This is a genomic window from Thermoproteus uzoniensis 768-20 (assembly GCF_000193375.1).
In the GTDB taxonomy this organism is placed as follows: Archaea; Thermoproteota; Thermoprotei; order Thermoproteales; family Thermoproteaceae; genus Thermoproteus; species Thermoproteus uzoniensis_A.
In genome coordinates, this window is record NC_015315.1 from 299,882 (window position 1) to 323,692 (window position 23,811).

27 protein-coding genes are annotated in these 23,811 nt (G+C 60.2%); 12 read left to right on the forward strand and 15 right to left on the reverse strand.

The annotated features are described in order from the left end of the window. Positions 1 to 207 precede the first annotated feature (207 nt). On the reverse strand, positions 208 to 1,632 hold the full coding sequence (locus TUZN_RS01600; protein ID WP_052886001.1) for a UbiD family decarboxylase: 1,425 nt from the start codon (positions 1,630 to 1,632) through the stop codon (positions 208 to 210). Positions 1,633 to 1,703: 71 nt separating this feature from the next. Further along, complete coding sequence (locus TUZN_RS01605) at positions 1,704 to 2,582, reverse strand: UbiA-like polyprenyltransferase (protein ID WP_052886002.1); 879 nt, start codon at positions 2,580 to 2,582, stop codon at positions 1,704 to 1,706. 62 nt (positions 2,583 to 2,644) lie between these two features. Here TUZN_RS01605 and TUZN_RS01610 point away from each other — a divergent pair, with 62 nt between their 5' ends. The 3 genes from TUZN_RS01610 to TUZN_RS01620 are packed head-to-tail and all read left to right on the forward strand — an operon-like array spanning position 2,645 to position 4,346. Further along, positions 2,645 to 3,184, forward strand: coding sequence for an ASCH domain-containing protein (locus tag TUZN_RS01610; RefSeq protein ID WP_013679174.1), 540 nt, complete (start codon positions 2,645 to 2,647; stop codon positions 3,182 to 3,184). Between the two features lie 5 nt (positions 3,185 to 3,189). Continuing rightward, entirely contained in the window at positions 3,190 to 4,077 is an 888-nt protein-coding gene (locus TUZN_RS01615; protein ID WP_013679175.1) for a CobD/CbiB family cobalamin biosynthesis protein, read from the forward strand. Then, on the forward strand, positions 4,065 to 4,346 hold the full coding sequence (locus TUZN_RS01620) for a hypothetical protein (protein ID WP_148678552.1): 282 nt from the start codon (positions 4,065 to 4,067) through the stop codon (positions 4,344 to 4,346). The genes TUZN_RS01615 and TUZN_RS01620 overlap by 13 nt, the downstream gene beginning before the upstream one ends. Here the strand turns inward: TUZN_RS01620 and TUZN_RS01625 are convergent. Next, the gene (locus tag TUZN_RS01625; RefSeq protein ID WP_052886004.1) at positions 4,315 to 5,931 is read right to left on the reverse strand and encodes a radical SAM protein; all 1,617 of its coding nucleotides are present in this window, start codon (positions 5,929 to 5,931) and stop codon (positions 4,315 to 4,317) included. The two genes, TUZN_RS01620 and TUZN_RS01625, sit on opposite strands and share 32 nt — an antisense overlap. A gap of 114 nt (positions 5,932 to 6,045) precedes the next feature. On the opposite strand from TUZN_RS01625, the gene TUZN_RS01630 reads away from it, so the two are divergent. Beyond that, positions 6,046 to 6,456, forward strand: coding sequence for a hypothetical protein (locus TUZN_RS01630; RefSeq protein ID WP_013679177.1), 411 nt, complete (start codon positions 6,046 to 6,048; stop codon positions 6,454 to 6,456). Here TUZN_RS01630 and TUZN_RS01635 read toward each other — a convergent pair. Beyond that, positions 6,453 to 7,496, reverse strand: a complete 1,044-nt coding sequence (locus tag TUZN_RS01635; protein WP_013679178.1) for a phospholipase D-like domain-containing protein — start codon at positions 7,494 to 7,496, stop codon at positions 6,453 to 6,455. The genes TUZN_RS01630 and TUZN_RS01635 overlap by 4 nt on opposite strands. A gap of 37 nt (positions 7,497 to 7,533) precedes the next feature. Next, the gene (gene malQ, locus TUZN_RS01640) at positions 7,534 to 8,979 is read right to left on the reverse strand and encodes a 4-alpha-glucanotransferase (RefSeq protein WP_013679179.1); all 1,446 of its coding nucleotides are present in this window, start codon (positions 8,977 to 8,979) and stop codon (positions 7,534 to 7,536) included. A gap of 57 nt (positions 8,980 to 9,036) precedes the next feature. On the opposite strand from malQ, the gene TUZN_RS01645 reads away from it, so the two are divergent. Continuing rightward, complete coding sequence (locus tag TUZN_RS01645) at positions 9,037 to 10,086, forward strand: glycosyltransferase family 2 protein (RefSeq protein WP_052886277.1); 1,050 nt, start codon at positions 9,037 to 9,039, stop codon at positions 10,084 to 10,086. Positions 10,087 to 10,294: 208 nt separating this feature from the next. On the opposite strand, the gene TUZN_RS01650 is transcribed toward TUZN_RS01645, so the two are convergent. Together TUZN_RS01650 and TUZN_RS01655 are read right to left on the reverse strand one after the other, a co-directional pair. Next, positions 10,295 to 11,464, reverse strand: a complete 1,170-nt coding sequence (locus TUZN_RS01650; RefSeq protein ID WP_013679181.1) for an RAD55 family ATPase — start codon at positions 11,462 to 11,464, stop codon at positions 10,295 to 10,297. After that, entirely contained in the window at positions 11,461 to 11,751 is a 291-nt protein-coding gene (locus tag TUZN_RS01655) for a hypothetical protein (protein WP_013679182.1), read from the reverse strand. The genes TUZN_RS01650 and TUZN_RS01655 overlap by 4 nt, the downstream gene beginning before the upstream one ends. A 449-nt stretch (positions 11,752 to 12,200) precedes the next feature. Here TUZN_RS01655 and TUZN_RS01660 point away from each other — a divergent pair, with 449 nt between their 5' ends. Genes TUZN_RS01660 through TUZN_RS01670 form a run of 3 tightly spaced genes read left to right on the forward strand, consistent with a single transcriptional unit; the run spans position 12,201 to position 14,478 of the window. Further along, entirely contained in the window at positions 12,201 to 13,142 is a 942-nt protein-coding gene (locus TUZN_RS01660; protein WP_013679183.1) for a dipeptidase, read from the forward strand. Then, positions 13,139 to 13,798, forward strand: a complete 660-nt coding sequence (locus TUZN_RS01665; protein ID WP_013679184.1) for a tRNA-wybutosine modification methyltransferase TYW3 — start codon at positions 13,139 to 13,141, stop codon at positions 13,796 to 13,798. The genes TUZN_RS01660 and TUZN_RS01665 overlap by 4 nt, the downstream gene beginning before the upstream one ends. Beyond that, positions 13,777 to 14,478 carry a class I SAM-dependent methyltransferase gene (locus TUZN_RS01670; RefSeq protein WP_237698250.1) on the forward strand — a complete coding sequence of 234 codons (702 nt, stop codon included), beginning with the start codon at positions 13,777 to 13,779 and terminating at the stop codon, positions 14,476 to 14,478. Before TUZN_RS01665 ends, TUZN_RS01670 begins: the two co-directional genes overlap by 22 nt. Here TUZN_RS01670 and TUZN_RS01675 read toward each other — a convergent pair. Both TUZN_RS01675 and TUZN_RS01680 read right to left on the reverse strand, forming a co-directional pair. Then, the gene (locus TUZN_RS01675) at positions 14,468 to 15,454 is read right to left on the reverse strand and encodes a methyltransferase domain-containing protein (RefSeq protein ID WP_013679186.1); all 987 of its coding nucleotides are present in this window, start codon (positions 15,452 to 15,454) and stop codon (positions 14,468 to 14,470) included. The genes TUZN_RS01670 and TUZN_RS01675 overlap by 11 nt on opposite strands. Beyond that, entirely contained in the window at positions 15,451 to 15,786 is a 336-nt protein-coding gene (locus tag TUZN_RS01680; protein WP_013679187.1) for a hypothetical protein, read from the reverse strand. The genes TUZN_RS01675 and TUZN_RS01680 overlap by 4 nt, the downstream gene beginning before the upstream one ends. Before the next feature lie 150 nt (positions 15,787 to 15,936). Here TUZN_RS01680 and TUZN_RS01685 point away from each other — a divergent pair, with 150 nt between their 5' ends. Both TUZN_RS01685 and TUZN_RS01690 read left to right on the forward strand, forming a co-directional pair. After that, positions 15,937 to 16,296, forward strand: a complete 360-nt coding sequence (locus tag TUZN_RS01685; protein ID WP_013679188.1) for a hypothetical protein — start codon at positions 15,937 to 15,939, stop codon at positions 16,294 to 16,296. Continuing rightward, the gene (locus TUZN_RS01690) at positions 16,293 to 16,970 is read left to right on the forward strand and encodes a hypothetical protein (protein ID WP_013679189.1); all 678 of its coding nucleotides are present in this window, start codon (positions 16,293 to 16,295) and stop codon (positions 16,968 to 16,970) included. The genes TUZN_RS01685 and TUZN_RS01690 overlap by 4 nt, the downstream gene beginning before the upstream one ends. On the opposite strand, the gene TUZN_RS01695 is transcribed toward TUZN_RS01690, so the two are convergent. From TUZN_RS01695 to TUZN_RS01715, 5 genes are all read right to left on the reverse strand, one after another. Then, entirely contained in the window at positions 16,954 to 17,571 is a 618-nt protein-coding gene (locus TUZN_RS01695; RefSeq protein ID WP_013679190.1) for a trimeric intracellular cation channel family protein, read from the reverse strand. The two genes, TUZN_RS01690 and TUZN_RS01695, sit on opposite strands and share 17 nt — an antisense overlap. Beyond that, positions 17,568 to 17,936 carry a hypothetical protein gene (locus TUZN_RS01700; protein ID WP_237698251.1) on the reverse strand — a complete coding sequence of 123 codons (369 nt, stop codon included), beginning with the start codon at positions 17,934 to 17,936 and terminating at the stop codon, positions 17,568 to 17,570. Before TUZN_RS01700 ends, TUZN_RS01695 begins: the two co-directional genes overlap by 4 nt. A gap of 2 nt (positions 17,937 to 17,938) precedes the next feature. Beyond that, positions 17,939 to 18,403 (reverse strand): 2'-5' RNA ligase family protein, encoded by a 465-nt coding sequence (locus tag TUZN_RS01705; RefSeq protein WP_013679192.1) that lies wholly within the window; start codon positions 18,401 to 18,403, stop codon positions 17,939 to 17,941. Between the two features lie 77 nt (positions 18,404 to 18,480). Further along, the gene (locus TUZN_RS01710) at positions 18,481 to 20,247 is read right to left on the reverse strand and encodes a ribosome biogenesis/translation initiation ATPase RLI (protein WP_013679193.1); all 1,767 of its coding nucleotides are present in this window, start codon (positions 20,245 to 20,247) and stop codon (positions 18,481 to 18,483) included. Positions 20,248 to 20,279: 32 nt separating this feature from the next. Then, positions 20,280 to 20,549: an NADH pyrophosphatase zinc ribbon domain-containing protein gene (locus TUZN_RS01715; RefSeq protein WP_013679194.1), complete on the reverse strand. Its 270-nt coding sequence runs from the start codon at positions 20,547 to 20,549 to the stop codon at positions 20,280 to 20,282. Positions 20,550 to 20,648: 99 nt separating this feature from the next. Here TUZN_RS01715 and TUZN_RS01720 point away from each other — a divergent pair, with 99 nt between their 5' ends. Beyond that, positions 20,649 to 22,436, forward strand: coding sequence for a thiamine pyrophosphate-dependent enzyme (locus TUZN_RS01720; RefSeq protein WP_013679195.1), 1,788 nt, complete (start codon positions 20,649 to 20,651; stop codon positions 22,434 to 22,436). Then, positions 22,421 to 22,987, forward strand: a complete 567-nt coding sequence (locus tag TUZN_RS01725; RefSeq protein WP_193385957.1) for an indolepyruvate oxidoreductase subunit beta — start codon at positions 22,421 to 22,423, stop codon at positions 22,985 to 22,987. Before TUZN_RS01720 ends, TUZN_RS01725 begins: the two co-directional genes overlap by 16 nt. Here the strand turns inward: TUZN_RS01725 and TUZN_RS01730 are convergent. Next, positions 22,957 to 23,811 carry a serine protein kinase RIO gene (locus TUZN_RS01730; RefSeq protein WP_013679197.1) on the reverse strand — a complete coding sequence of 285 codons (855 nt, stop codon included), beginning with the start codon at positions 23,809 to 23,811 and terminating at the stop codon, positions 22,957 to 22,959. The two genes, TUZN_RS01725 and TUZN_RS01730, sit on opposite strands and share 31 nt — an antisense overlap.

Below are 23,811 nucleotides of genomic sequence, written 5' to 3' on the forward strand. Positions count from 1 at the left end.
TACCCCCTCCCTAGGCCGCCTCCAGCACGCCCGCATCCCCGCGGGATTGGACCGGCCGGAGTTGAAATATGGACTGCCGCGAGATCTCTTCTAAGTAAATACGACAGTGATAATTTGGAAAAGAATAACGGCGGCCGGACGCCTGAGATCCAACCCGTGCTGGGCGTATTCAAGAGGGGCAGGGAGTGAGCCGTCGAGGCCGGAAAGCTACTGAAGCACGGACCTCAGCACATCGGAGATCTTTTTAGCCACATCGGGGTCCGGCTCCACCTCCTCCGGCCACTGCTCTCCGCCGTATTCCTCCGGGAGCTTCCGCGTGGCGTCTATGCCGAGCTTGGAGCCGTAGCCGGGCACCGGCGAGCCTGTGTCCAACACGTCCACGTGGGCGCCCGGCACGACCACCACGTCTCTCTGGGGATCGACTCGTTGGGCTAAGGCGAAGACGACTTGGTTCAAGTCGTGGACGTCCACGTCGTGGTCCACAACGATGACTATCTTGGTCAGCGACATCATGTGGCCGAGGCCCCAGAGGGCGGCCATCACCTTCTTGGCCTGCCCCGGATACCTCTTCCTGATGGACACTATGGCGACGCCTTGGTAGAGCCCGTGCTCGGGCAGATTCAGGTCGACTATCTCGGGCACCAGGAACCTCAACACGGGGAGGAATATCCTCTCCACCGCCTTCCCCATCCAGGCGTCCTCCAGCGGAGGCTTCCCCACGACCGTGCCGTAGTATATAGGGTCCTCCCTCCGGAGGAGGGCCTTGGCCTTGAAGACTGGGTAGAGGCCTCCTCTGTCGTACACGCCGTAGTGGTCGCCGAAGGGCCCCTCCTTGCGTAGGTCCCTCACGTCGACGCAACCCTCGACGACGGCCTCGGCCCTCGCGGGTATCAAGAGATCCGTCGCGACGCCCTTCGTCACCTCGACTCCGTCGCCCTTGACGACGCCGGCGAACAGGTACTCGTCCAGCGGGTAGGGGGTCGGCATCATGCCGCTGAGCATTAAGGCGGGGTCTCCGCCTATGGCTATGGCCGCGTCGACGCAGCCCTCGGAGCTGGAGAACAGCTCCGCCGCCCTCTTGTGTATCTGGGCGTGGACCACGGCCTCCGTCTTGTTCAGTATCTGTATCCTGTAGACCCCTATGTTCGTTACCCCCCTCGCGTCCCTCGTGATGAACAGCCCGTAGGTGATGTAGCGCCCCGCGTCCTTCGGCCAAGACCTAAACGCCGGGAGCGAGGTCAAGTCTGGGTCGGCCGCCACCTCCTTGACGGGGCCGCCTCTGACCAGCTTCGGCATGTATCTGCCCAACGAGGCCGCCTCGGCGAACGCCTTGAGCTTTTCCAGGAACGTGGTGGGCGGAGGCGCCGAGAGGGGGGCCAGAAGCCTTTCGCCCACCTCCTCCAGCCTCTCGACGCCGAGCGCCAGCTTTATTCTGTCCAGAGTGAAGAGGTTTCCGGCCACCCGCCAGCCTGGATGCCCCTTGACCTTCTCGAACAAGAGGGCGGGGCCCTTCCTGTATGCGGCCTGCCTTATGGCCTCCGGGATCTCCAGCTCCGGCGAGAGCTCGGCCGACACCCTCCTCAGCTGGCCCCGCGCCTCCAACGCCTCGAGGAACTCTCTGAGGTCTTCCATGGGCTCTACCACTTGCCGGTTAAAAACTGCGCAGGCGCCCAATGCCGTTCGGCCGGCCCCCGCGAGGCGTTCTACAGAAGATAGTTAGCCAATACCCCTGCCGCGATGAGCAGTCCGACCGACAGATTGGCGTTGAACGCCTCGGGTATCCTTTTCTCGTCCAGCGCCGTTATGGCCGACCACACCTCTACGGCGGATCCCAAGGCCGTCAACGCGAGGCCGGGCAAGCCGCCGCCTAGCGACAAGTAGTTCCACAGATACAGCGCGGCCGATGCGACCAACAGAAAGACCCACGAGGCCCTCGCCGCGCGCTCGCCGTAGCAGGCGGGTATGCTCCCCAGCCCCATCCTCCTGTCGAAATCCAGATCCATTTTCGAGTAGAAAGTGTCGAATCCGGCGACCCAGAGGGCCGATCCCAGCACCAGCAACCACGGCGTGTGCAATACGGCAACGCGTATGTCGTTGCTATATACGGCTATAGATGCGCCCAACGGCACCAACGCGTAGACGGCGCCTAGGTGTAGGTGCGGGAGGCAGTGGAGGCGCTTCGCGTAGGGGTAGGTCACCGTCACGGCGAGATAGGGGAGGCTGAGGTAGAGAGGCCACGGGCCCAGCATGGCGGCCGACAGCTCGAAGAGCGCGACTCCTACGGCGAAGGTCGCGTAGGCGCCTCTTAGACTGACGGCGCCCGTCACCAGCATCCTGCCCTTGGTCCTCGGATTCAAGGCGTCTATTTCGCGGTCGGCGATGTTGTTGTAAGACATCCCGGCTATCCTCAGCCCGACGAAGGCCGCCGCTATCCAGACGGCTTGCCATAGGGTCAAGGAGCCGCCGGAGGCCTCCAACGCGGCGGCGTAGGCCATAGGGAGCGCGAAGAGGGTGTGCTCTATCCGCACGAACTTGAGGTACCGCCAGAGGGCCGAGCTGGCCGCCTCGGGATCCCACCTCACGTCGGCCCAGCTCGACGGAAACAAAAATTTTATCCGGGCCCGGGGGAACCCACGTGCATTTGATGCTCTCGAGCCGCTACGTCGCCGATCTGCTCTCAGGCAAGAAGAGGGCCACGGTGCGGCTCGGGATTGTGAGGAGGGATAGAGAGGCCGTGATACACAGCGGGGGCCGAATAGTTGCAGTGGCCGAGGTGCTCGACGTCAGGTACAAGCGGGTGGCCGAGCTGGACGACTTCGACGCGGAGCTCGACGGGTACAGCAACGTGGAGGAGCTCAAGAGGGCGTTGAGGAGGCACTACCGCGGTATTAAGGACGACGATGTAGTCTCCATAATAGTGTTCGGCTCCGTCAAGCCCGTGGATCTGCCGGACGATTGGGCCTACGGCGGGCTGAAGCCCTACGAGCTGGCCGAGCTGGCGCTTAGGCGCCTCGAGCTGACCGAGGAGGAGAGGAGGGTCCTAGCCGCCGTCGCCAAGTACAAGAGCGTGAGGAGGGCCGCCGTCAAGCTCTACGGCTCTGTGGAGAGGAGGAGGGCCATCAGAAGGCTTTTAAGGACGGTCGCGAGGAGGCTGAGTGGGGATCTCCGCTCGTCCTCGCGATAGCTCTGTTGCTGGAGGCGCTCGACGTGCCGAGGCGGTGGCGCGGCTATCTGGTCAGCAGGCTGATCCCGCCCCAGATACATCCCGTCTCCCTGATCTATAAAGCCGCCGCGCGCCTGGTCGCCAGAGGACGCGCCGCCAGAAACGCCGCGGTGGTGGCCTCGTTCGCCGCGTTGACGGCCGCCGTGTTTTGGATCGCCCAGTCCTACCTCTCGTCGAGCGTCTGGGGGATCTTCTTGGAGGCCTACCTCCTCAAGCTCTCGTTCTCAGAGAGCCAGATACTCTACCCCTGCGCCTCCGCGTACAGGCTGGACCCCTGCCCTAGGGACGTCGTCCAGCAGTTCGTGAGACGCGACCTCTCCCGGGCAGACTGCGGCCACGTAGCCTCCGCATGTCTCGAGACGGCCGCGGAGTCGCTTGCAGACTCGTTCGTGTCGCCGCTCTTCTGGTACGCCATCTTCGGCCTCCCCGGCGCCTGGGTCCAAAGAGTCGTCAACACCCTCGACGGCTTGATCGGCTTTAGGGACTGGGGAACATCAGGCGCGCCAGCCGCCTATCTCGACACCGCCGTGAACTGGATACCGGCGAGGATCGCCGCCGGGCTCATACTCGCGTCGGCGTATCTGTCCGGCCTCAAGCCGAATCTGTCCGTCCTAGGCGATAAGTCGGTTGAGAGCCCCAACGCGAGATGGCCTATCTCGGCCATGGCCGCGTCGCTCCGCGTCAGGCTGGAGAAGCCGGGCTCCTACGCCGTCGGCGTCGGCGATCTGCCTGACCGGGGACAAGTGCAGCGGGGTCTCGAGCTGGTGGCCATATCCGTGGCGCTCTACTCGGCGGCGCTTATGTCGGCTCTATATTTATATGGGTGTGTTTGGGGGACGCCATGCCTAGGATAGACGGGAGGATATACCGGTACTATTACTACGCATATATAGGGTTCGCCGTGGGCGTCGCCGTGTTCTACCTCTACGCCACGTTGGGCGGGTACATAACGCCGAATGTCTCCATAGGCAGCACGTCGTTGAACTTAGCCGAGCTCGTGGCCGCAGTCTTCGGAGCCGCCACTATCCTAGCCCTATATCTCAGATATGTCGAGGAGGAGAGGGCCAAGGCGGCCGCCCCCCAGAAGCCGGCTAGGAGGGAGGCGGGCCGGAGGCGCCGTTGAGCTTCCTAAGGTATCTAGCCATCCGCCTTGAGCCGGCCGGCGGCGGGTGTGGGATGCCCAGGACGCTTCTGAACCCGTGCTCCACCACCACAACGTCTAGCTTCGTCCCGGGAGGTATGCGGAGAGGCAGATAGATCAACAGTGGGTAGGAGCCGGGCTGTCTGGCGTATGTCCCGCCGCCGTAGTTCTGCTCCGCGACGGCGCCTTTCAAGACGGTCCCTCTAGGCACTATCCTCTCCAGCATAGGCCTATCGAAGTTCTCTCTGACCCAACGTTTGAAGGCGTGTACCAGCCTCTTCTTTTCCCTCAGCCTCGCCTCCAGCCTCCTCGCCACGGGCCAGAGCCTGGTGCCGGGGAAGACGAGGACTTGCCGTATGTTGACTCGCCGCACTAACAAGCCCTCGTCCAAGATCTTCCTCAAGAACTCCTTGTTGAGCTCGTAGGTCTCCTTTGTCTCGCCGGGGAGGCCCAGCACGAAGTTTAGGCCGGGCAACAGCCAGGGCATGCCGTTGGGCCCCCTCACCGCGCCCATCCTGCTTATAAGCCGCACCGCCTCGAGGGCCTCGTCGGGCATCGCCTTGAGGTTGTTGGCCTTGACCACCTTGGGATCTGCGGTCTCCACGCCCATAGCAGCCACGTTGCCCGGGGTCCCGTACTTCAACAACAGCCGCGTCACCTCGGCGGACTCCTTCGGCCACCTGGCGACGGTGCCCGGGTTTACGTTGTCTATATGCAGGGTCTCTAGGCCCGGCGCGGCGTTCCTCACGCCCGCCAGCAGGCGCTCCACGGCGGCCGTGTTGGGCCGAGGCAGATCTACCTTCCCGGTATCCTCGGCCATATAGGCGTAGAAGTCGGCTTGCCTCCCCAGCCTGAAGTGCACCACGCCGGCTTTGTAGAGCGCCTCGACTTCCCGAGCCACGGCCTCGGGCGATCTGAACTCCACGGCGCCGTAGGCCACTGTGGTGCAGAAAGAACAGCCGCCTGAGACGTAGCGGGGACATCCGCTGTATGTCTCTATCTCGGCTACGAGGTTGACGCCGAAGTTCGGGTGTTGCTGTACCACGAAGGCGCCGCGGACCGCGAACTGGTCCACCAGCTCGTACCCCTCATGAGTGGCGGAGGGGCGCGCCTTCTCTACGCCGAACTTAAGCGCCTCGTAGACGACTAGGTCCACATCGCCCGTGGCCACTATGTCGTAATAGCGCTTGAATCGGCCGGGCGGAATCGCCGCGGTGCCGCCCTCTATACCGTAGCCGTAGCGAGCCACCGGCCCGCCCAATATCTTGACGGGCCCCTCTAGCCTCCCTATGTCGAGCAACTCGTCGTAGGATATCGGCGTCCCGCCCAGATACTTGCCGGGAGTCGTCACGCCCGCCACGACGACTACCATGTCGAAGCCGGCGAGCGCTCTGAGCGAGGCGGGCCAGTCCCTCCTCAGCGAATCTATCGTGAAGTAGCTCACCTCGTTCCCAGGGTCGGCCATCTTGACGGCCCCGGCGATGTAGCGGGGATATACGTCGATATAGGGCGGCACTCCCAAGCCGGCGGGCTCGTCAGTATAGCCGTCGACTATGGCCACGCGCACTAGATACCCGACGCGTCCCCTATAAAAGGGCGGCGCCGGCCGCGTGAAGCATCCTTACGCCAACCGCGAGCGCGGAGTTAAGAAAGAGATAAATACGCCTCGCTCTAAGCTCTAATGGAAAGGGAAGGACTCCAAGCGGTTAACGCCTGGATCCAGGCGTTTAACAGAATAGGCAAGTCGGAAAGCAATTTTCACAGCTTCGAGCTGATAAGGGGCAACGAGACGGTCATGGCGACGCTGGTCCTCCAGGGCATAGAGTCCAGCGGGACGTGTCTAGCCGGCCCGTATGCGTTGGCCTCGATCTCGTTGGTCGGCGATAGGGTCAGCCTCAAGCTCGCCTCGGGCAATTACCAGAGGTGCGGGCAGGGCCCGGACGAGACTGCTGAGAAGAGAGAGCCGGCGCAAGACAAGGTGATCGATCTCGGCAACGACCCGGAGCTCATCAACGCGGTCAAGTCAGTTAAGACCGAGGGCGACTTCGTGAGCCTTCTCGAGGTGGCGCTGGAGCTCGCCGCGAGCGCCTAGGCCTTTCTTTTCCTCCTTCTCCTGCCCCCCGCTGAGAGTATCGCGAGAGCCAGGAGGATCGCTAGGAGTAGGGCCAACAGATTGGAGAGTTGCGGCGCGCCGATCTGTGCGGCCGGCGTCGTCGAGGCCGTCGCCGAGGATCTGTACGTCGTCGTGCTGGCCGGCCGCGTCGCGGCTGTCCCGGCCCACTGTTTTATGAGCCCGATCGCCGCGGCGGCGAGGCTAGGGCAACGGAGCAGGAGGCCCAGCTCTCTATTGTTCCTTATGGAGTTCCCGCTCAAGTTTATAGATCCCACGTAGACGTAGTCGCCCACTACGATGACCTTCGCCGTTAGACCGTCCACCGTCTGTACTCCCGGGACGTCGGTGACCCTGGCCAGAGCCAAGGCGGCTTTCGACATTAAGGCGTCGGCCAGCCCGGAGCTTTCGTAGATCTCCTCGACGGCCGCGTAGGCCTTGCCCCTCTGCTGGAGCAACCAGCTCAGATATCGGTAGGAGTTAATCGGCGATATCACCACGCCGGTGTAGTTGTAGCTGGGGTACACGCCGTTGAAGTCGTTCAGTATCACGGCCGCTATCTCCCGGGCCAACGTGGAGTTCTGGACGACGACGGCGAGCCCCAAGTCGCTCGTCACGCCGGAGTAGGTGGGGTTTATGGACCCTATTATCACCGTCTTGTTGTCCACCACGAAGGCCTTGGAGTGGACGAACTTGAAGTCGTAGTTGTATGCGACGTTGACGCCGTTGTTCTTGAGGTAATCCACCAACTGCTTCTCCGTTGTCGGGATCCCGCCGTAGACGTTGCCCGACAAGACCACGTAGACTTGCACCCCTCTCTGCGCCAGCGAGGCCAACGTCTGGGCCAGCTCCCGCCAGGTGAGGGCATAGGCTTCTATGTAGACCGCTTTCTGGGCCTTCGAGATATATCCCAATATTGCTGTTGAGTTCTGCGGACCAACTACGACGGCGTTGGGGCATAGGTTGAGCGCCTGTGCCGCGACTATCGGGACGAACAAGATCAACGCCGCCGCCAACCTCATGGAGCTGGAGACGCCGGAGTTTAAATAGGTTCGGCTTTCAACGGCCGTAGAGCCGGGCCAGCCGCCTTATCCGCCTGGCCAACGCCCGCCCGGGGAGCTCTGTCATCCTCCAGACCCAGTTTCCGCCTCTAGTTCCCGGCCTATTTATACGCGCTTCTGGCCCAAGCCCCATGAAGTCCTGCATAGGCACGACGGCCACGTCGGCCACCGAGAAGTACGCCAGCCTTATGAAGGCCCAGTGTATATCCTTGGCGGAGCGTCTGCCCATGTACTCCAACGCCTCCCTCCTCGCCTTGGGGGACGCCTCGCGGAAGAACCAGCCCACTATCGTGTTGTTGTCGTGGGTGCCCGTGTAGACGACCGAGTTCTTGACGTGGTTATGGGGCTTGTGCTCGTTCGCCGGGTTGCCATCCCAGGCGAACTGCAGCACCCTCATGCCCGGCAACCCGAAGCGGTCTCTCAGCTCCACCACGTCGGGCGTTATGTAGCCGAGATCCTCCGCGATTATCTTGAGCCCGCCCAGCTCATCCCTCGCCCTTTCCAGGAGCTCCCCGCCCGGAGCGGGGACCCAGCGGCCGTTCACAGCAGTCTTCTCGCCGGCCGGCACCTCCCAGTAGGCGGCATAGCCGCGGAAGTGGTCGAGCCTGACGTAGTCGAAGACCGAGAGCGTGTACCTCAGTCTGTCGAGCCACCACCTAAACCCCTCCTTCCTCATGGCGTCCCAATCGTAGACGGGGTTGCCCCACAGCTGGCCGGTGGGCGAGAAGTAGTCGGGCGGCACCCCCGCCACGTATAGGGGCCGGCCCTCCGCGTCGAGCTTGAACAGCTCTCTGTGGGCCCACACGTCGGCGCTGTCGAGGCTCAGGTATATCGGGAGGTCGCCTATGAGGAAGATGCCCAGCGAGTTGGCGTGCCGCTTCAGCTCGCGCCACTGCGTCCAGAAGAAGTACTGGAGGAGGTACTCAAGCTCTATCCTCCTCCGCAACTTCTCGCGCCACTGCCTCAAGGCCGCCGGATCTCTATCCCTCAGCTCCCTCGGCCACTCCACCCAAGGCCGTCCGAAGTACTCCCTCAACGCCGAGTAGAGGGCGTAGTCCTCAAGCCACTCGTTCCTCCCCACGAACTCGTCGAGGTCCTTCGGCCTCTCCGCCTCGGCGATTATCTTGACCTTGTAGGCCCGCGCGGCTTCGTAATCGGCGCGGCCCGCCCCGAATTCCGCCGAGGCGGATCTCCTCAACACGCCTTGCTCCGCCAGGAGCTCCAGGCTTATGTACGCCGGCTCCCCGGCGAAGGACGAGGTGGAGCTGTAGGGCGAGTTGTCGTACTCCGGCAACACGGGGTTTAGGGGCAACAGCTGCCAATACGTCTGGCCGGCATCCCTCAAGAACTCCACGAATCGGTACGCGGCGGGCCCCATGTCGCCGATCCCGTGGGGGCCCGGGAGGGAGAACAGAGGCAGAAGGATCCCCGCCCCCCTCAGCATAGCCTTTTAAGAAGAGGCCCTTTTTAACATGTGAGGAGAGACTCCAATGCCGATCCGATGAGGAGCGCTCCTGTGCCGATCTCCGTCGTGGTCCCGACGTATAACGAGGCCGACAACATCAAGCCGTTGGTCGAGGCGCTGGCCAGAGCCTTCGCCGGCACGCCCTACGAGGTGGTAATCGTCGACGACGGCAGTCCCGACGGCACGGCTGAGATAGCTAGGGAGCTCGCCAAGGAGTACCCGGTCAGAGTCGTCTCTAGGCCCCGCCGCCTCGGCCTATCGAGCGCTGTGGTGGACGGCGCCAGGGCGGCCTCGGGCGATGTGGTCGTCGTAATGGACGCCGATTTCCAACATCCGCCGGAGCTGGCGCCGGCGCTGGCCCAGGCCGTGTTGTCGGGCGCGGAGCTGGCGGTGGGCACTAGGTACGGGAGAGGCGGCGGGATCGAGGGGTGGTCGCCCGCCCGCCTGCTCATATCGCGGGGGGCCGCCGCGCTGGCCAAGCTCTTGTTGCCGGAGGCAAGGCTCCTCTCAGATCCGGAGTCGGGTTTCTTCGCCACGAGGAGGGCATGTCTCGCGTCGATCAAGCCGACGGGCCTCTACAAGATACTGCTGGACGTGGCCGTCCAGTGCAGGCCTTCCAAGATAGCCGAGGTCCCGTACGTCTTCAGGCCGCGGAGGGCGGGGAGGTCTAAGCTGGGGCTGGTACACGTGGCCGACTACCTGGCCCAGCTAATGAGGCTGGCCGGCTGGAGGCCCTTTAAATTCGCCGCAGTTGGGGCCTCCGGCATAGGCGTCGCTGAGGCCGTCCTCTACGCCTTGAGGGACGTGGCGTACCCCGCCGCGGCTCTGGCGGCGATAGAGGTATCGCTCACCTCCAACTACGCCCTCAACAAGACGTGGACGTTCAGAGATAGAGAAATGCCGTGGCTGAAGGGCTGGCTCAAATACCACCTCGCGAACTTCGCCGGCATCGCCGCCAACTACGCCCTCTCGAACGCCCTGGTGCTGGCCGGCACGTCGCGCTATCTGGCCTACCTCCTCGGCGTGCTCGCCGGCTTCGCCGCCAACTACCTCCTCTCCGAGCTGTACGTGTTCAGAAGGCATTAGGACTTTACAGAGACGTGCCCAACAAGCCGCGTTGGGAGATTCCGAAAAACGCGGCGGAGCGCCTCTAGAGGCCGTAGCAACGGCGATCCGCGCAGGGGATAACGTCGCGTGGCCGGCCGGGGCTACTTAGCAGAGTTGCTACGCGTAGCTCCGCCGTCCGCAAGCTCAAGAAGAGCTTGTCGTAGCCAAGAGGAGGGAGGTGGTGGCTCTAGGAGCAGTCGAGCCTCTCGGTGAGGATGCAACGGATCCTCTTGGGCTTCCTAAACGACTTGACGGCCTCGACGACTACGCCCTCCTTGGCGCGCCTCAGCCTCAACACGTTGTCGACGTAGTTGGCGAGGCCGTACGACTTGGCCATAGTCCCGACGAAGGCAACGCCGGCCTCCTTCAGAGCCGACAACATTCTCATATTGAGCTCGAAGGCCTTTTCGCCATAGACTCTGAACTCCACGTCGAGGCCGTCGGACACTAATAGGTCGGGCCTCGCCTCGTTTATCAGCCTGTAGAACTCGTAGACGTGGGTGCCGTACGTAGGCGGCTTGACCCTCATAGCCATCACCTCGAAGTCCGCCCCGTACTCCTTCGCCAGCTCCTTTATCTGCCAGGGCTCCTCGGCGAAGGATCTGTATACGACTTTATAGCCGTTGGCGGCCGCCGCGGCGGCTATCTTGACCGCCAGCCTGGTCTTGCCGGAGCCGACCGGGCCCAACAACAATGTGTTGCCAAGAAACGAGCCTCCCACCAGCTCGTCGAGGGCCGTGCCTGTGCGCACCTCGGCCGGCCTCCCCGGCACCGGCTTCAGCTCGTCGAAGAACACCAAGCCGGCCGAGCTAATTATGTCGAACTGTCTGCAGTACCCCCCGGGCAGGCCCCTGGCCTTATCTATACACATCTTCCTCTCCGGCACCCCCTCCTCGGTCCTTTCCAGAAACAGCCTCACGACGTTGTCGGCTGTGTAGAGCACGAAGGGGGGCGTGTCCACCTCCACTGTCATGAAGACGTCGATGGAGGACGGGCGCAGGACCCTATATAGGGCGTTCAGCATCAACGACCTGCCGCCGACTCCCTCCACCAGAGGCGTGACTGAGTCCAGCACCAAGACGTCCGGCCTACGCTCGGCCACATAATCCAGCAACCTGTTCCAGAAAGCCTCGGGCTCCGCCATCACCGCCTCCCAGAAATCAACGCCCTCCAGCTTGTAGCCCAGCCCGGCGGCCTCTTGGAGGAACAGATCCTTCCCCTCATACAGCGAAACCCACAGCACCCTCTTGCCAGCGCGTAGCGCCTCGTGCGCCATCCTCATGCACAGACTCGTCTTGCCTGTGCCGGGCTCGCCGACTATGGCGGTCACCCCCCTCAGCTCCAGGCCGGCACTCATGCCCTAGCCCTCTTGGCCCACGCCTTCTCGTCGCTCAACATAGCCCTCAGCGTCTTCAAGTCCACCACTTCGCCCTTTCTCATAAGCCACTTCCTAAGCATATTCAAAAATAGCTCTGCGTTGTGCTCTCCTACCGCTTCTATTAAAGCATAGTATAGGCGCCAGGGCTCGTGCTCCGCCACCTCCTCGAACGTTTTCCCTACTGTGTATCTAAACCTGAAAGCTATTAATAGCCTTAGCGAGATCTCCAGAGATCTATAGAACCTCAAAAGATCATCGGAGTCCATAGCATCTGCTCTACTGCCTCGTCAATTTAAATATTGCTGATTTAAATAAGTCATTATTTTTAGAAAAGAAAATATAGATTAATATTCATTTTTATTTAATTTATTTTTGTTAATATCTTTAAGCTATTTTGTAAATAAATGATAAATATAGAAATATTTCGGCATTATATCGACCTAATACAGACGACAAGACATCGAAGATATCTCCCGGCTTCTCGGAAACAAGTCCGATGAAGTCCTTATCCGTCGCTATTTTTAGCCTTATATTGATAACTTACCTATATATAAGATCTAAATATTGAAAGAATTCTATATAAAGATTCACTATATCTGGGCTCGATGATAGACCTCTCACCGACTTGCACAAACCAGCTCTATAGTTATCTAATAAATTTTGCGTTATAATAAACGGGATTAATGGCGATTAAGGTTTATGTTTTGTCCTGTCCATGATATACGATCTACACGAGGACATAGCCCACTACTTCTTCTCGGGCCGCCGGCCCGACTTCGACATAGACGATGAAGACAGGCAGTCCGATTTGCCTAAGCTTAGGCGGGCGGGGGTGGATCTCGTATTCGCCTCCATATTCCCCGTGGCCGCCACCTATGGACCCACGGGGCCCGGCAACGCCGCGGCCGTGGGCACTAAGAGCCTGGCGCTAGAGATGTTCAAGATGCTCTATAGGCTCTCCGAGAGGCACGGCGTGCACATTGTGGAGAGGGTTGCCGATCTGGATAGGGAAGGCTTGAAATTCCTCTTGCTAATGGAAGGCGCCGACGCTCTCGACGATCCGTCGGACCTCCTGCTCTACTTCAGGCTGGGCCTCAGAGCTCTCGGCATCACCTGGAATCTCGACAACAAGTTCGGCGCGTCGTGCCTCTCCCGGAAGGACTACGGCCTCACGGCCTACGGCGAGGAGCTGGTGGCGTTGGCCAACAAGCTGGGCGTTATCCTGGATCTGGCCCACGCCAGCAAGAGGACTGCCTTGGAGGCTATCTCGGCGAGCAAGAAGCCGGTCGTCATAAGCCACGCCAACGCGGCCTCCGTCCATAGAGCCGCCCGCAATGTCGACGACGAGGTCCTCGAGGCCCTCAAGAAGAACGGGGGCGTGATAGGCATAACGGCCATACCTTCGTTGACGGGAGAGCGCGGGACTGTGCAGGAGCTGGTGAGACACGCCGTGTATATCAAGGAGAGCTTCGGCGCTGATATATTGGCCATAGGCACCGACGCGCTGGGCGTCGACAAGATGGTTGAGGGTCTTGAGACCGTCGACAAGCTCCCGGCCTTCCTCGAGCTTCTGAAGGAGGCGGGGTTCAGCGACTCAGAGCTGGAGGGAATAGCGTACAGAAACGCTAAAAGGGTGATCGAGGCGAACCTCTCGTGATAGTCGACGCCGCCGCCTTCGCCAATAGGAAACGGGCCTTCGTCGAGAGGCTCGAGAGGGAGGCCGCGCAGAGGCGCGTGGACCAGGATATATACCCGTTGCTTAAGAGGCTCAACGAGCTTCCTTGGCTCTACACGACGAGTAGCTGCTCCGGCCGCATATTGCTGGCGTCTGTGAAGACCCCCAGCTACAGTAAGGGGAGGGGGTTTATGCCTATAGCTAAATGGCATAGGGCCGTGTCCGTCGACGAGGTGCGCGCCGCAGTGGAACCCCATGACGATGTGTGGATGCTCGTCAGAGGCGGAATACTGCACGTGGCCGTGGACTCCGCCAGACGCGCTTACGAGCTTGTCTCCATAGGTCACAGAACCGGCCATAAACACAGCGGCATCATTGCCATTAACAGAGCCGGCATAATCATCGAGATACTTGGCGAGGAGAGGCTCGACATACCGCTGAAGTCCGGCGGCAGGCTCGTAGCCGACCTGGAGGAGGCCGTGGCGATGGCCAACAGAGTCTTACTGCTGGCTAAGGCGAGGCTCGCCTTTTTCGCCGGGGTAATTGAGGCGAGATATCTCGGTGGATCCTCCGTAGATGAGGAGGCCGTAAAGAGCGCCCTCAGATCGCTCTCATCGTGTCTCTGGAGATCAGTATGACAGGTCTGGGCGACAGGTGGCGTAGAGTTTACCCCGCCTACGACAGACTGCCCTCAGTCTACGAGCGCATGAATTTGGCCATGACGTGGGGGCAGGTCGACAGATGGAGGAGGCAATTGGCAACGCTCTTGCCGCAGAACGCCAGGCGCGTGTTAGATGCTGGCTGCGGACCGGGGAACATGACCAGACACCTGATCTCCGCCGGCCGCTATGTAGTCGGCCTCGACTACTCCGCGGAGATGCTCAAGGCGATGAGGCTCGACGTGGATAAGGTACAGGGCGTGTTCGAGATGTTGCCGTTCAGAGACGGCGCGTTTGACGTGGCCGTGCTGGCCTACGCCTTGCATGCCGCCAAGGATCTAGAAAAGGCGCTAGCCGAGCTGACGCGGGTGGCCTACGGCGTCGCCGCCATCAGCATGGGAAAGCCCGACAGCCCGTTGATCCGCCGCCTATTTGGTCTCTACGTGGCCTATTTAGTCCCCACGCTGGCCCGTATCCTCGCCCCGGGCCACGTGGACGAGTACAAGGCGCTTAAGGAGATCTTGGAAGCCGCTGTGCCCAACAGGGATCTCAAGGCGTTGCTCGAAAAGTCGCTCGAGCTGAAATATTTCGGCACTAGGGGGCTGGGCGCTATATATATGTTCTACGGCGAGAGGCCTCAACGGGCGGTCAAGCGCTAGCCCGCCACACGGCTATGTAAAACGGCATGGTCCTTAAGTATACGCGGTCTCTCTTGAAGCCGGCGGCTTCGAGCACATTGTCCACATCGGAAGACCTAAACACGTGCTTAGCCCCCATCGAGGCCACTATGGCCACCAGCCCCGGCGTCGACTCTATAACTTGTTGCCCCACGAGGAGCCGGCCGTCCGGCTTCAGGAGGCGGCGTATGCATTGGAGGTCCTTCATGGGATCCAGCATCCAGTAGAGCGAGTGGAAGACCAGCGCCGAGTCGAAGCTTCTCGCGAACTGCGGGCCCAAAGCATCCACCACGTCGCATGAACTGGTTGCTTGGAATATACATATGCCGCTCTGGCTCGGGCAAAGGCCGACGCTCACACCTCTGCCTAGGATCTCCTTGGACAGCTCCACGGAATCGGGCCTGTAGTCGTATCCGACAATGAGCTCCGGCGGCGTCTGGGACACCGCGAGGAGGGAAGCTATGTCGTGGCCTTCCTTGACTATGGGGACGAAAAGCCTTTTAGCGCCGACGGCACCGACAAGCTTGAAAAAGGTGACTCTCATTATGTCGTACCAGCCCTGCGACAGCATCGTGGAGTACAACACGCCTATGGTGTTCTCGTCCACCTGGTTAGCCGCTATCCTCACCGCGCCCAACTTATCGAAGGACTCGTGGAGGCCTACGAACTCCGCCGCGTAGCTGTTGACGGGAGGCCTCGGCTCCTTCACCCTCTTGACTACTCTCCCCTCCCGATCTATATACCCATTTTCGAGGAGGGACAGATACAGCGCCCTCACAAATACGTTACTGCTCTTATACAGCCCCTCCCTATATATCTCATACCACCACTTGAGGGCGTACCAGACGCTCCACCTCAACGCGTTTCTGACCTCGTCCAGGCCCCCTGCGGCCTTTATGAAGTCCCCGTAATAACGGGTTACGTTGAGATCCTCCACAAACCTCGTGAGAAAGCTCATGTACAGACCACTATGCCGGCGTCCTTAAGCCGGCGTAACAACGCCCTGACCGACGGGGCCGCCCTCCCGCTCTGTATCGACTCCAGGACCACTTGTTGTTGTTGTACGGGCAACAACGAGAAGCGATCCCAGTCCCTTATCTCGCAGTCGAGCAGTACGTCCTCCTCGGCCGTGGGCTTCTTCAATACCACGGAGAAGGTATGTCCGTGGGGACATGTTAGGTTTAGGAAGAGCGCCTCCCCTGCCTCATAGGCTCTCAAGGCCTCCGGCGTGAGGGTCGGCTCCACCTCGGCCCCACAGACTGGGCACTTGAACTTTTGAACTACTGCCATATACTCATAGTTTTCTATCTTTAAAATCGTTGCGCCGCGGATAGGCCCTATATGATTAAGTATCCCAGAGCGTTACGTAATCGATCTAAGACTATTCCGGCTTAAATATTTTGCTAGGAAATCCATTTAAAGGGAAGGCGGGTCTTATCCGTGGCGCGCCTCTATGTATTTCCTGGATACGACGACATAGACGACGAGCCTGAAATGAGGCAAAAGATCTACAGGGCGTTGAAGGATGCCGAGGCCGCAATAAGGCGGCGGATGGTCGGGGAAGAGGCGCTGGATTCGTTGGGCAGGGCGCTGAAGGCCATCAACATGATCTCGGTGAAGGTAAAGTCGCCTAGGGGCAAGCCGTCCGATCTCGAACGCCTTGAGGAAATCGACGGCGAGATCTTCGATAAAATAAATAGCATTTTCTCTTTAATACAATCGAAGAATTATGAGGGATTATTACAAGTAGTTGTAGATCTCGATAAACTGGTCGATAGACGCAACAGCCTATTTAGATGATAGCGTATGTGGATCACCCAGATGGAGGGCCCGTAGCAGACAAGGAGGGCTTGGGCAAGGTCGTCGAGGAGCCTAGGCTTTTCCTCTCGGCGCTTGTATTTTCCGAGGCTCCCGAGTTGCTCGAGAAGGCCGTGAACACATGGGCGCGCGTTGGGGACCAGAGGCTGGCCGAGGCTATATATGTGTATATACTTCAATTACAGCGGGGCTTGTTAGATGAGCGACATCTCTTGTTGAGAATAGCGGAGCTGTTCGCCGATATGGACTACGTAGATGTCTTGGCCCTACAAAGGGTATTGATGTTGGGCATAGGCAAGACCACGTGCGATCTAGGCGCGGCGATATTCGTCGAGAACCCCCGCCTGTCTCTCTACGGGAGGCCCTACCGCATACCCCCAAACAACGTCATAGCGGCCTCTGCAAAGGCGCCGTTGTATCTAGTGGTCAATAAGGGGACGAGGAAAATAATCGATTTGGACACAATGTGCGTCGTTCCGTATTCGCCCTCGGGCAGGCCCGAGGATCTACATCCGCTCCAAGCGCTCAGCCAAGCGGGCTTCGCCATAGCCACCCGCGGCGAGCCGCGGTGTCTGATAGAGGATGTGGCTGTCGACGGCGGCGCCGTGGCCCCCCGCGGCTTGGCCAAACTGCTGGCTCTCAGGCCGTGTTCTTAACCCTGGGCAACTCCCAGCCGTAGCGCAGAGACGCAAGCCTCAGGGCCACCACAATAGCTGTGGTGCCCAACAACGCGGGGCCTCTGCCCAACGAATAGTAGAGAAGCATGTAGATGCCGCCGCCAATCGCGGCGGCTGTGGCGTATACCTCCCGCCTCAACACCACTGGTATCTCCGCGGCCAGCACGTCCCTCACAACGCCGCCGCCAGCCGCCGTTATGGCGGCCATGGCTATCACCGCGAGCGGGTTGAGGCCCGCTCTGAAGGCCACATCGGCGCCTATAGCCGCAAACGCGCCCAGCCCAACGGCGTCGGGGTACAACACCACGTCTCTGTGTCTGCTCACCTTATCGTAAAAGACGAAGGTAGCCACGGAGGCCGATATGGCCGTCAACTGGTATGGCAGATAGGTTATATTGACCGGCGGCAGACGGCTCAACAAGACGTCTCTTATTATGCCGCCGGCCAGCGCCGTCGAGAACCCCAGCACTATAAAGCCCAACAGATCCATGCCCTTCTCCCCCGCCTTGAGCGCGCCCGACACGGCGAAGGCCACTATCCCTACGTAGTTCAGCACGTCGAGGACTAAATCGGCTATCATCTGTACCCAGCTATTTTCCTCGCCAGAGGCTCCACGTCGGGAATGGAGGGCCTCACCACCGCGAGGAACCTCCTCACCGCATCTGCCTCGTAGATCACCACGTATCTCGTAGACCCTCTCTCGTCCGACGTCTCCATGTTCCCTATCCCGAGCAACTCTAGGCATTCAGCGAGACATTTAGGCGGATCCCTAAACACGACGACGAGGTTCCTCTCCACGTGGGGATCCGGGTCGAAGAACTCGCCTATGCGCTCGAACAAGCCGCGCACGTACGCGGCCGCGTCGTCGTGCCGGTCGCACGGACAGCGCTCGGGCTCGGCGCCGCGTCTAGACGGGGCCCGATCGGCCTCAGCCCGGCCAACCATGGCTACCTGAACTCCATTGTATGTATTGGCCTATACTCGCCTCCTGTGGTATCTATCAGACTGACGGCGCGCACCTCGAAGGCCGAGCCGCGTAGAGACCTAGCCTCCTCTATCGCCGGCGCCAGATCCTCTACAGCGGGGTTCTTCAACCTAATCGAGTAGACGGAGAGGTGTGGCTTGAAATCGCCGTGCTTCTCCTCCACTATATCGCCGAGAAGCGCCTCAAGGGCCTTCCTTAAGGCAAGGAGTTCCGAAAACGGCTCGACGGATAGGGCGATATAGCGCGGCCTCGACTTGCTGGGGAGAAGCACCACGTCGCCGAGCCGCGCCGTGAACGGCCTAAGCCTCACCTCGACGACCTTAGGCTCCCTCACCTTGACTATGGTAATATGCGGCTTAACCGGCATAACCCCCTCGAAGGGCCTAAGCGTGGCTATCGGGGGCAAGACGCCGTAGATGAAAGGCATAGCTCTCCAGATCCGCGGAAATAAAACATTCGCCGGCCGGCGCGCGTCTAGACCGCGGCGCCACGCGTCGGTAGATATTAGGCGTAGTAGTACTCCCCCCTCTCTTTCTGTTCTCTATCCAGCACAGAGCCCGGCTTGTTGACCCTCGGCCTGCCGGTAGTCGGCTCTCTTCTGAACGTGACGTCTACCCATTTCAAGAACACGTTCATGCCCGTCCTCATGTCCAGCGGCCCCTCGGCGTATCCCTCGACGCCCGGATCGCCTACGAACGGCATTATGGAGTTGGACATGTAGTCGAGCATGGCTACGTCGTGCTCGACCACAAGCGCGGCCGATTCGCTCTCCTCGATTATTCGCCTTATGGTCCTCGCCACTGATATCCTCTGCTCCACGTCTAGGTAGGCCATGGGTTCGTCCAACACGTAGAGGTCGGCGCGTCTCAACAACGCGGCGGCCACGACGACCCGCTGGAGCTCGCCGCCGGAGAGCTCGCCCATCTTCTTGTCGAGTATTGTGGATAGGCCGAGGCCAGAGGACACATCGGGCCATATCGGCGAGTCGGCGTAGTCCTGAGCCTCCTTGGCGAGCCACAGCCTCACGGGCACCTCGGAGTTCCTCACCGCTATGTCCCTTATATATTGCGGCTTGTAGCTTATGGAAGGCGCCGAGTACACCTCGCCCACCGTCGGCTTCACCTCGCCCACCAAGGTCCTCACGAAGGTGGTCTTGCCCACCCCGTTAGGCCCTATGACGCCCACGACTTCCCCCCTCCCTATATAGCCCTCCTTGACCCTCAGCTTGAAGGAGCCGAGCTCCACGAGCAGGTCGGTCCATTGGGTCAAGGCCCTCTGCCGCGAGGCCCTCCGCTCCGGCGGCCTCGACTCGAACTTTATGGGCTCGTCCCTTATACGCAAGTTCTCATGCGCCAAGAACCCCTTGAGGTACTCGTTGACTGCCTCCCTCGCCCCCACTGGCCTGGACACTATGCCGTAGGCCCCCGGCTTCCCGTAGAGGACTACGGCTATGTCTGCTAGATAATCGAGGACTGTCAGGTCGTGCTCCACCACCACGGCGTATTTCCCCTCGACCTTCTCCCTCATAATTGAGGCGACCTTGAGCCTCTCGACTATGTCCAAGTGGGTGGCCGGCTCGTCGAATATGTAGACGTCGGCGTCCTTGGCCAGCGCCGCTGCTATCGCCAGCTTCTGCAACTCGCCTCCGGATAGGTGGGAGATGTCCCTATCGGCGAGCTTGGAGAGGCCGAGCCTCTCCATCAAGCTCTGCGGTATCTTTGCCCTCTCGGCGATCTCCCTGACGGTGCCTTTTAGGTACATAGGTATGAGCTCTATATACTGTATCTTGTGCACGGCCCTCAGCCTCTTGCCGTAGAGCTCCGAGAGGAACGTCTGGAGCTCGGTGCCTCTAAACGACTTGACCACCTCGGCGGGCTCGGCTCCCCCCTCCCTGCAGAGGTTCGGGATCAGCTCCCCCGCGAGTATCCGCGCTATGGTTGTCTTGCCCAACGCGTTGCGCCCCATCACGCCGACTATACTGCCCTTCCTCAACATGGGAAGCCTGTAGAGCTTAAAGCCGCCGGGGAAGTATCTGTGCACGCAATCCGTCTCGAGCTCCTCCGGCAGATTGGTTATGGTTATCGCCGAGAACGGGCACTTATGAACACAGATGCCGCACCCTATACACAGCTTCTCCGATATGACCGCCTTGCCGGTGTTCTCGTCGATCCAGATGACCTTGCCGCTCTTGTTCACGGGACAGTACTTTATACACTCATGGCCGCATTTCTTGGGATCGCAAGAATCGCGGTCTACTACCGCTATCCTCATAACGCCTCAGACAAACCGACCGGTTAAAAACGCTAGTCCTCCCCCTCCTCCCCCTCCTGGAGGTTCTCCAACAATTGCTTCCTCAACTCTTCAAGCTCTTCCTGATCCACTTCGGCGCTCGTCTCGGCGACAGTCATGACGCCGCGCTTCTTGTCCTCGGACACCGTCGTCTTAACGCTGTACGCTTTTTTGTCCCTCTCAGTAAGCCTCACCTCATAGCCGCATTTGGGGCATCTCAAGACGGTCTGCCCGTCCTTCTTCACGGGCACCATCAAGGTGCCATCTCTGGGGCAGAACCTCATCCCATACGAGTTAGTGAGAAGTATATAAGCATGAGCTGCCGCGAGCGCCGAGCGTCGGCGATATGGATAAGTTTATAAGCTATATATATCTATTTATTTATGAGACATCTGCTTTTAGGCAACGAGGCCATTGCCTACGGCGCCCTCTCTGCCGGCGTCGCCGTCGCCGCCGGCTATCCCGGCACGCCGTCTTCTGAAATAATAGAGACTCTCCTGGAGTACAGAGATAGGTTCGTGCAGTGGGCCTCCAACGAGAAGACGGCGGTGGAGATAGCCTATGGCGCGGCGTTGGCCGGCGCCAGAGCGCTGGCGGCAATGAAGCATGTGGGCCTCAACGTGGCCGCCGATCCGCTACACAGCGCGGCCTATACGGGCGTAGTGGGGGGATTCTTGATAGTCACCGCCGACGATCCCAACATGTGGTCGTCTCAGAACGAGCAGGACACCAGATGGTACGGCCTCCAGTCCTACATACCTGTGCTGGAGCCGTCCGATCCCCAAGAGGCCTTCAAGATGGCCAAGGAGGGCCTTATGCTGAGCGAGGCCTTGGAGCACCCGGTCATTCTCCGGAGCGTCACGAGGGTGAGCCACGTGAGGGCGCCGGTTGTCGTGGAGCCGCCGGCTCCGCCCAAGTTCGGCAAATTCGCGCGTAACGTCGAGAGATACGTCCTCGTGCCGCAGAACGCCCGGCGCAGGAAAGCCGAGGTGTTGAGGAGGTGGGACTCGTTTGCGGACCTCTCATCTCGTTTTCTCAGTATAGAGGGCGACGGCGAGGTCGTGGTGGTGGCTTCGGGGGTTGGGTATCTCTACGCCGTGGAGGCGCTCGAGAGGTTGCGCGTGAAGGCCGCCGTCGTGAAAGTGGGCATGCCGGTTCCACTCCCCAAGAAGCTGGCCGACGTAGGGGCCGGCGAGGTCGTGGTGGTCGAGGAGGGCGATCCAGTGGTCGAGATGCAGCTCCGCGCTATGGGCGTCAAGACCCGTGGGAAGATCGACGGGTTCTTCCCCAAAATCGGCGAGCTCACGCTTAGATCTGTCGTCGAAGGCATCTCCAAGGCGCTTGGGCTCGGCGTGAGGCTACCCGATCCGCCGACCCCGCCGCTACAGCCGCCGCCTAGGCCGCCCTATCTGTGTCCCGGATGTCCCCACATGGGGACCTTCTACGCCTTCAAGATAGCCAGCGCCGGCCAAAAGGTGATCTGGTCGGGCGATATAGGGTGCTACACGCTGGGCATCAACACGGGGCAACAAGACTTGGCGACCCACATGGGCTCCAGCCTCGGCCTGGGCATGGGGATAGCCGTGGCCGATAGGGAAAAGCTGGTGGTGGCCACTGTGGGGGACTCCACGTTTTACCACGCCGCGTTGCCCCAGCTGATCGACCTCAAGACGAAGAAAGTGCCTCTGGTACTCGTCGTGATGGACAATGAATACACGGCGATGACCGGCGGACAGCCCAGCCCCAGCAGATCGGTCCCGGCCGAGAGGCTGGCCGAGGCGGTCGGGGTCAAGCACTACGTCATCGATCCGGCCGATCTCAAGAGGAGCGTTGAGATCGCCAAGGCCGCGGTAGCCGACGCGAAGTCAGGCGAGCCCGTCGTCGTAGTCTCCAGAAGGCCGTGCACTCTGGAGGCGCTCAGACACGCCAGGAGGTCCGGCTTCAAGCCGCCTAAGTTCTACGTAGTTGCGGACAAGTGCCGGAGCTGCGGCATATGCTACAACGTGTTGAAATGCTACGCCATAGCCAAGCTCCCCGACGGCAAGGCCTGGATAGATCCCAGCCTCTGTAGCGGATGCTCCATGTGCGCGCAGGTCTGTCCCTACGACGCCATAAAACCCACTGAGCCGGAGAAAGTAGGCAAGTGGCTGGAGCTATGGTCACAAGCGTAGTAATTGTAGGGGTAGGAGGCCAGGGAGTCATGACGCTGGCCAGATGGCTGGGCAGAGCGGCAATGGCGGCGGGCTACGACGTCAAGATTGCGGAGGTCCACGGCTTAAGCCAACGCGGAGGCTCTGTAGAGGTCCACGTAAGGCTCGGCGATAGGGTATACGGGCCGGTGGTGTCCGAGGGAGATGCCGACTACGTGGTGGCCATGGAGGCCCTAGAGGCGTTGAGGGCGTTTAGGTACATAGGAGGAAACACCGTATTAGTAGTGAACAAGCGGGTTATCCAGATACCCGGCAGATACCTCGACCCCGAGCAGGTCTACAAAGCGCTACAGACCTACAAGAACTTGCGGCTAGTGCCGGCGTTCGATATAGCGATGAAAATAGGCGACCCGATATACGAGAACTCGGTGTTGCTCGGATACTTAGCCAAGCTACTGGGCGTAGACGAGCGCGTGGACTGGCTAGACGAGAGGAACCGTAGGGCGTTCGACGAGGGCCGGAGGCTGGCCTCCGGCGATCTTCAGCCAAGCGCCTCGTCGATGGCCTCGTAGAGCCTCTTGCCTTTCACCACCAGCCAGCCGTCTTCGTCCTCCTCGTAGGGCTCGCCGGCCCTCTCCGCTATGAGTCTCGCCACCCGCCGCCCCTCCAGCCCTACGCCGAAGAATCTGAACACGTTGTCGAGATCCCGCGCCAGATACCCGAACGCCAGCGGGTGCTCCCGCTTGACCGCAGAGCCCCAGTCTATTATCCTTATATCGCCGTTGTGGTAGAGGATATTGAACTCGCTGAGATCTGCATGCACCAGTTTAGCCAAGACGTAGGTCCTCTCCACGTTCCTTAAAATCTCCCAGAAGACCTCGTCGGGGTCGTCAAGGCCGTCGACGCCTAAATCGTTCAACGTAGGCGCCGGCCGATTGCCCTCGCCTATAAACTCCATGGCCAGGACATTCCGCTCCACCGCGATCGGCCTAGGCGCCTTGACGCCTGCCCTATATGCCGCCGAGAGGTTCCCGAACTCTTTACGGCTCCACGCCTCGACTATATCTATTATATCTTTTTTTATTTTTTTATTTTTAAATCTTGGATCTCCCATTATATATTTATATCTTGATTTTATGAATGTCGAAGTAGTTGTGTAATATATCTTTAAAGCAATATAGACCCCCTTCCTATCTTTTGCGAGGATCACGCGAGCCTCTTTACCCTGCGATAGAGGGCCTAAGATTTGATCCACCACGCCTTTGTTCATCAACGAGAACAAAGACCGCCAAGTATAGGCGTTAAAAACCTCGTCTAGAGTCTCGAAATATTCGTGATCTTTCTCAGTCCTACTTTCCCTCTCTACGTCTATATCGTCGGCAGACGACACAAGCAT

What these genes read in the sequence shown, in the direction of transcription:
- TUZN_RS01600 (WP_052886001.1), bottom strand. Translation starts at nt 1,632, where the DNA reads ATGGAAGACCTCAGAGAGTTCCTCGAGGCGTTGGAGGCGCGGGGCCAG.
- TUZN_RS01610 (WP_013679174.1), top strand. Translation starts at nt 2,645, where the DNA reads ATGCTCTCGAGCCGCTACGTCGCCGATCTGCTCTCAGGCAAGAAGAGG.
- TUZN_RS01620 (WP_148678552.1), top strand. Translation starts at nt 4,065, where the DNA reads ATGCCTAGGATAGACGGGAGGATATACCGGTACTATTACTACGCATAT.
- TUZN_RS01630 (WP_013679177.1), top strand. Translation starts at nt 6,046, where the DNA reads ATGGAAAGGGAAGGACTCCAAGCGGTTAACGCCTGGATCCAGGCGTTT.
- TUZN_RS01635 (WP_013679178.1), bottom strand. Translation starts at nt 7,496, where the DNA reads ATGAGGTTGGCGGCGGCGTTGATCTTGTTCGTCCCGATAGTCGCGGCA.
- malQ (WP_013679179.1), bottom strand. Translation starts at nt 8,979, where the DNA reads ATGCTGAGGGGGGCGGGGATCCTTCTGCCTCTGTTCTCCCTCCCGGGC.
- TUZN_RS01645 (WP_052886277.1), top strand. Translation starts at nt 9,037, where the DNA reads ATGAGGAGCGCTCCTGTGCCGATCTCCGTCGTGGTCCCGACGTATAAC.
- TUZN_RS01650 (WP_013679181.1), bottom strand. Translation starts at nt 11,464, where the DNA reads ATGAGTGCCGGCCTGGAGCTGAGGGGGGTGACCGCCATAGTCGGCGAG.
- TUZN_RS01655 (WP_013679182.1), bottom strand. Translation starts at nt 11,751, where the DNA reads ATGGACTCCGATGATCTTTTGAGGTTCTATAGATCTCTGGAGATCTCG.
- TUZN_RS01660 (WP_013679183.1), top strand. Translation starts at nt 12,201, where the DNA reads ATGATATACGATCTACACGAGGACATAGCCCACTACTTCTTCTCGGGC.
- TUZN_RS01675 (WP_013679186.1), bottom strand. Translation starts at nt 15,454, where the DNA reads ATGAGCTTTCTCACGAGGTTTGTGGAGGATCTCAACGTAACCCGTTAT.
- TUZN_RS01680 (WP_013679187.1), bottom strand. Translation starts at nt 15,786, where the DNA reads ATGGCAGTAGTTCAAAAGTTCAAGTGCCCAGTCTGTGGGGCCGAGGTG.
- TUZN_RS01690 (WP_013679189.1), top strand. Translation starts at nt 16,293, where the DNA reads ATGATAGCGTATGTGGATCACCCAGATGGAGGGCCCGTAGCAGACAAG.
- TUZN_RS01695 (WP_013679190.1), bottom strand. Translation starts at nt 17,571, where the DNA reads ATGATAGCCGATTTAGTCCTCGACGTGCTGAACTACGTAGGGATAGTG.
- TUZN_RS01700 (WP_237698251.1), bottom strand. Translation starts at nt 17,936, where the DNA reads ATGGTTGGCCGGGCTGAGGCCGATCGGGCCCCGTCTAGACGCGGCGCC.
- TUZN_RS01705 (WP_013679192.1), bottom strand. Translation starts at nt 18,403, where the DNA reads ATGCCTTTCATCTACGGCGTCTTGCCCCCGATAGCCACGCTTAGGCCC.
- TUZN_RS01710 (WP_013679193.1), bottom strand. Translation starts at nt 20,247, where the DNA reads ATGAGGATAGCGGTAGTAGACCGCGATTCTTGCGATCCCAAGAAATGC.
- TUZN_RS01715 (WP_013679194.1), bottom strand. Translation starts at nt 20,549, where the DNA reads ATGAGGTTCTGCCCCAGAGATGGCACCTTGATGGTGCCCGTGAAGAAG.
- TUZN_RS01720 (WP_013679195.1), top strand. Translation starts at nt 20,649, where the DNA reads ATGAGACATCTGCTTTTAGGCAACGAGGCCATTGCCTACGGCGCCCTC.
- TUZN_RS01725 (WP_193385957.1), top strand. Translation starts at nt 22,421, where the DNA reads ATGGTCACAAGCGTAGTAATTGTAGGGGTAGGAGGCCAGGGAGTCATG.
- TUZN_RS01730 (WP_013679197.1), bottom strand. Translation starts at nt 23,811, where the DNA reads ATGCTTGTGTCGTCTGCCGACGATATAGACGTAGAGAGGGAAAGTAGG.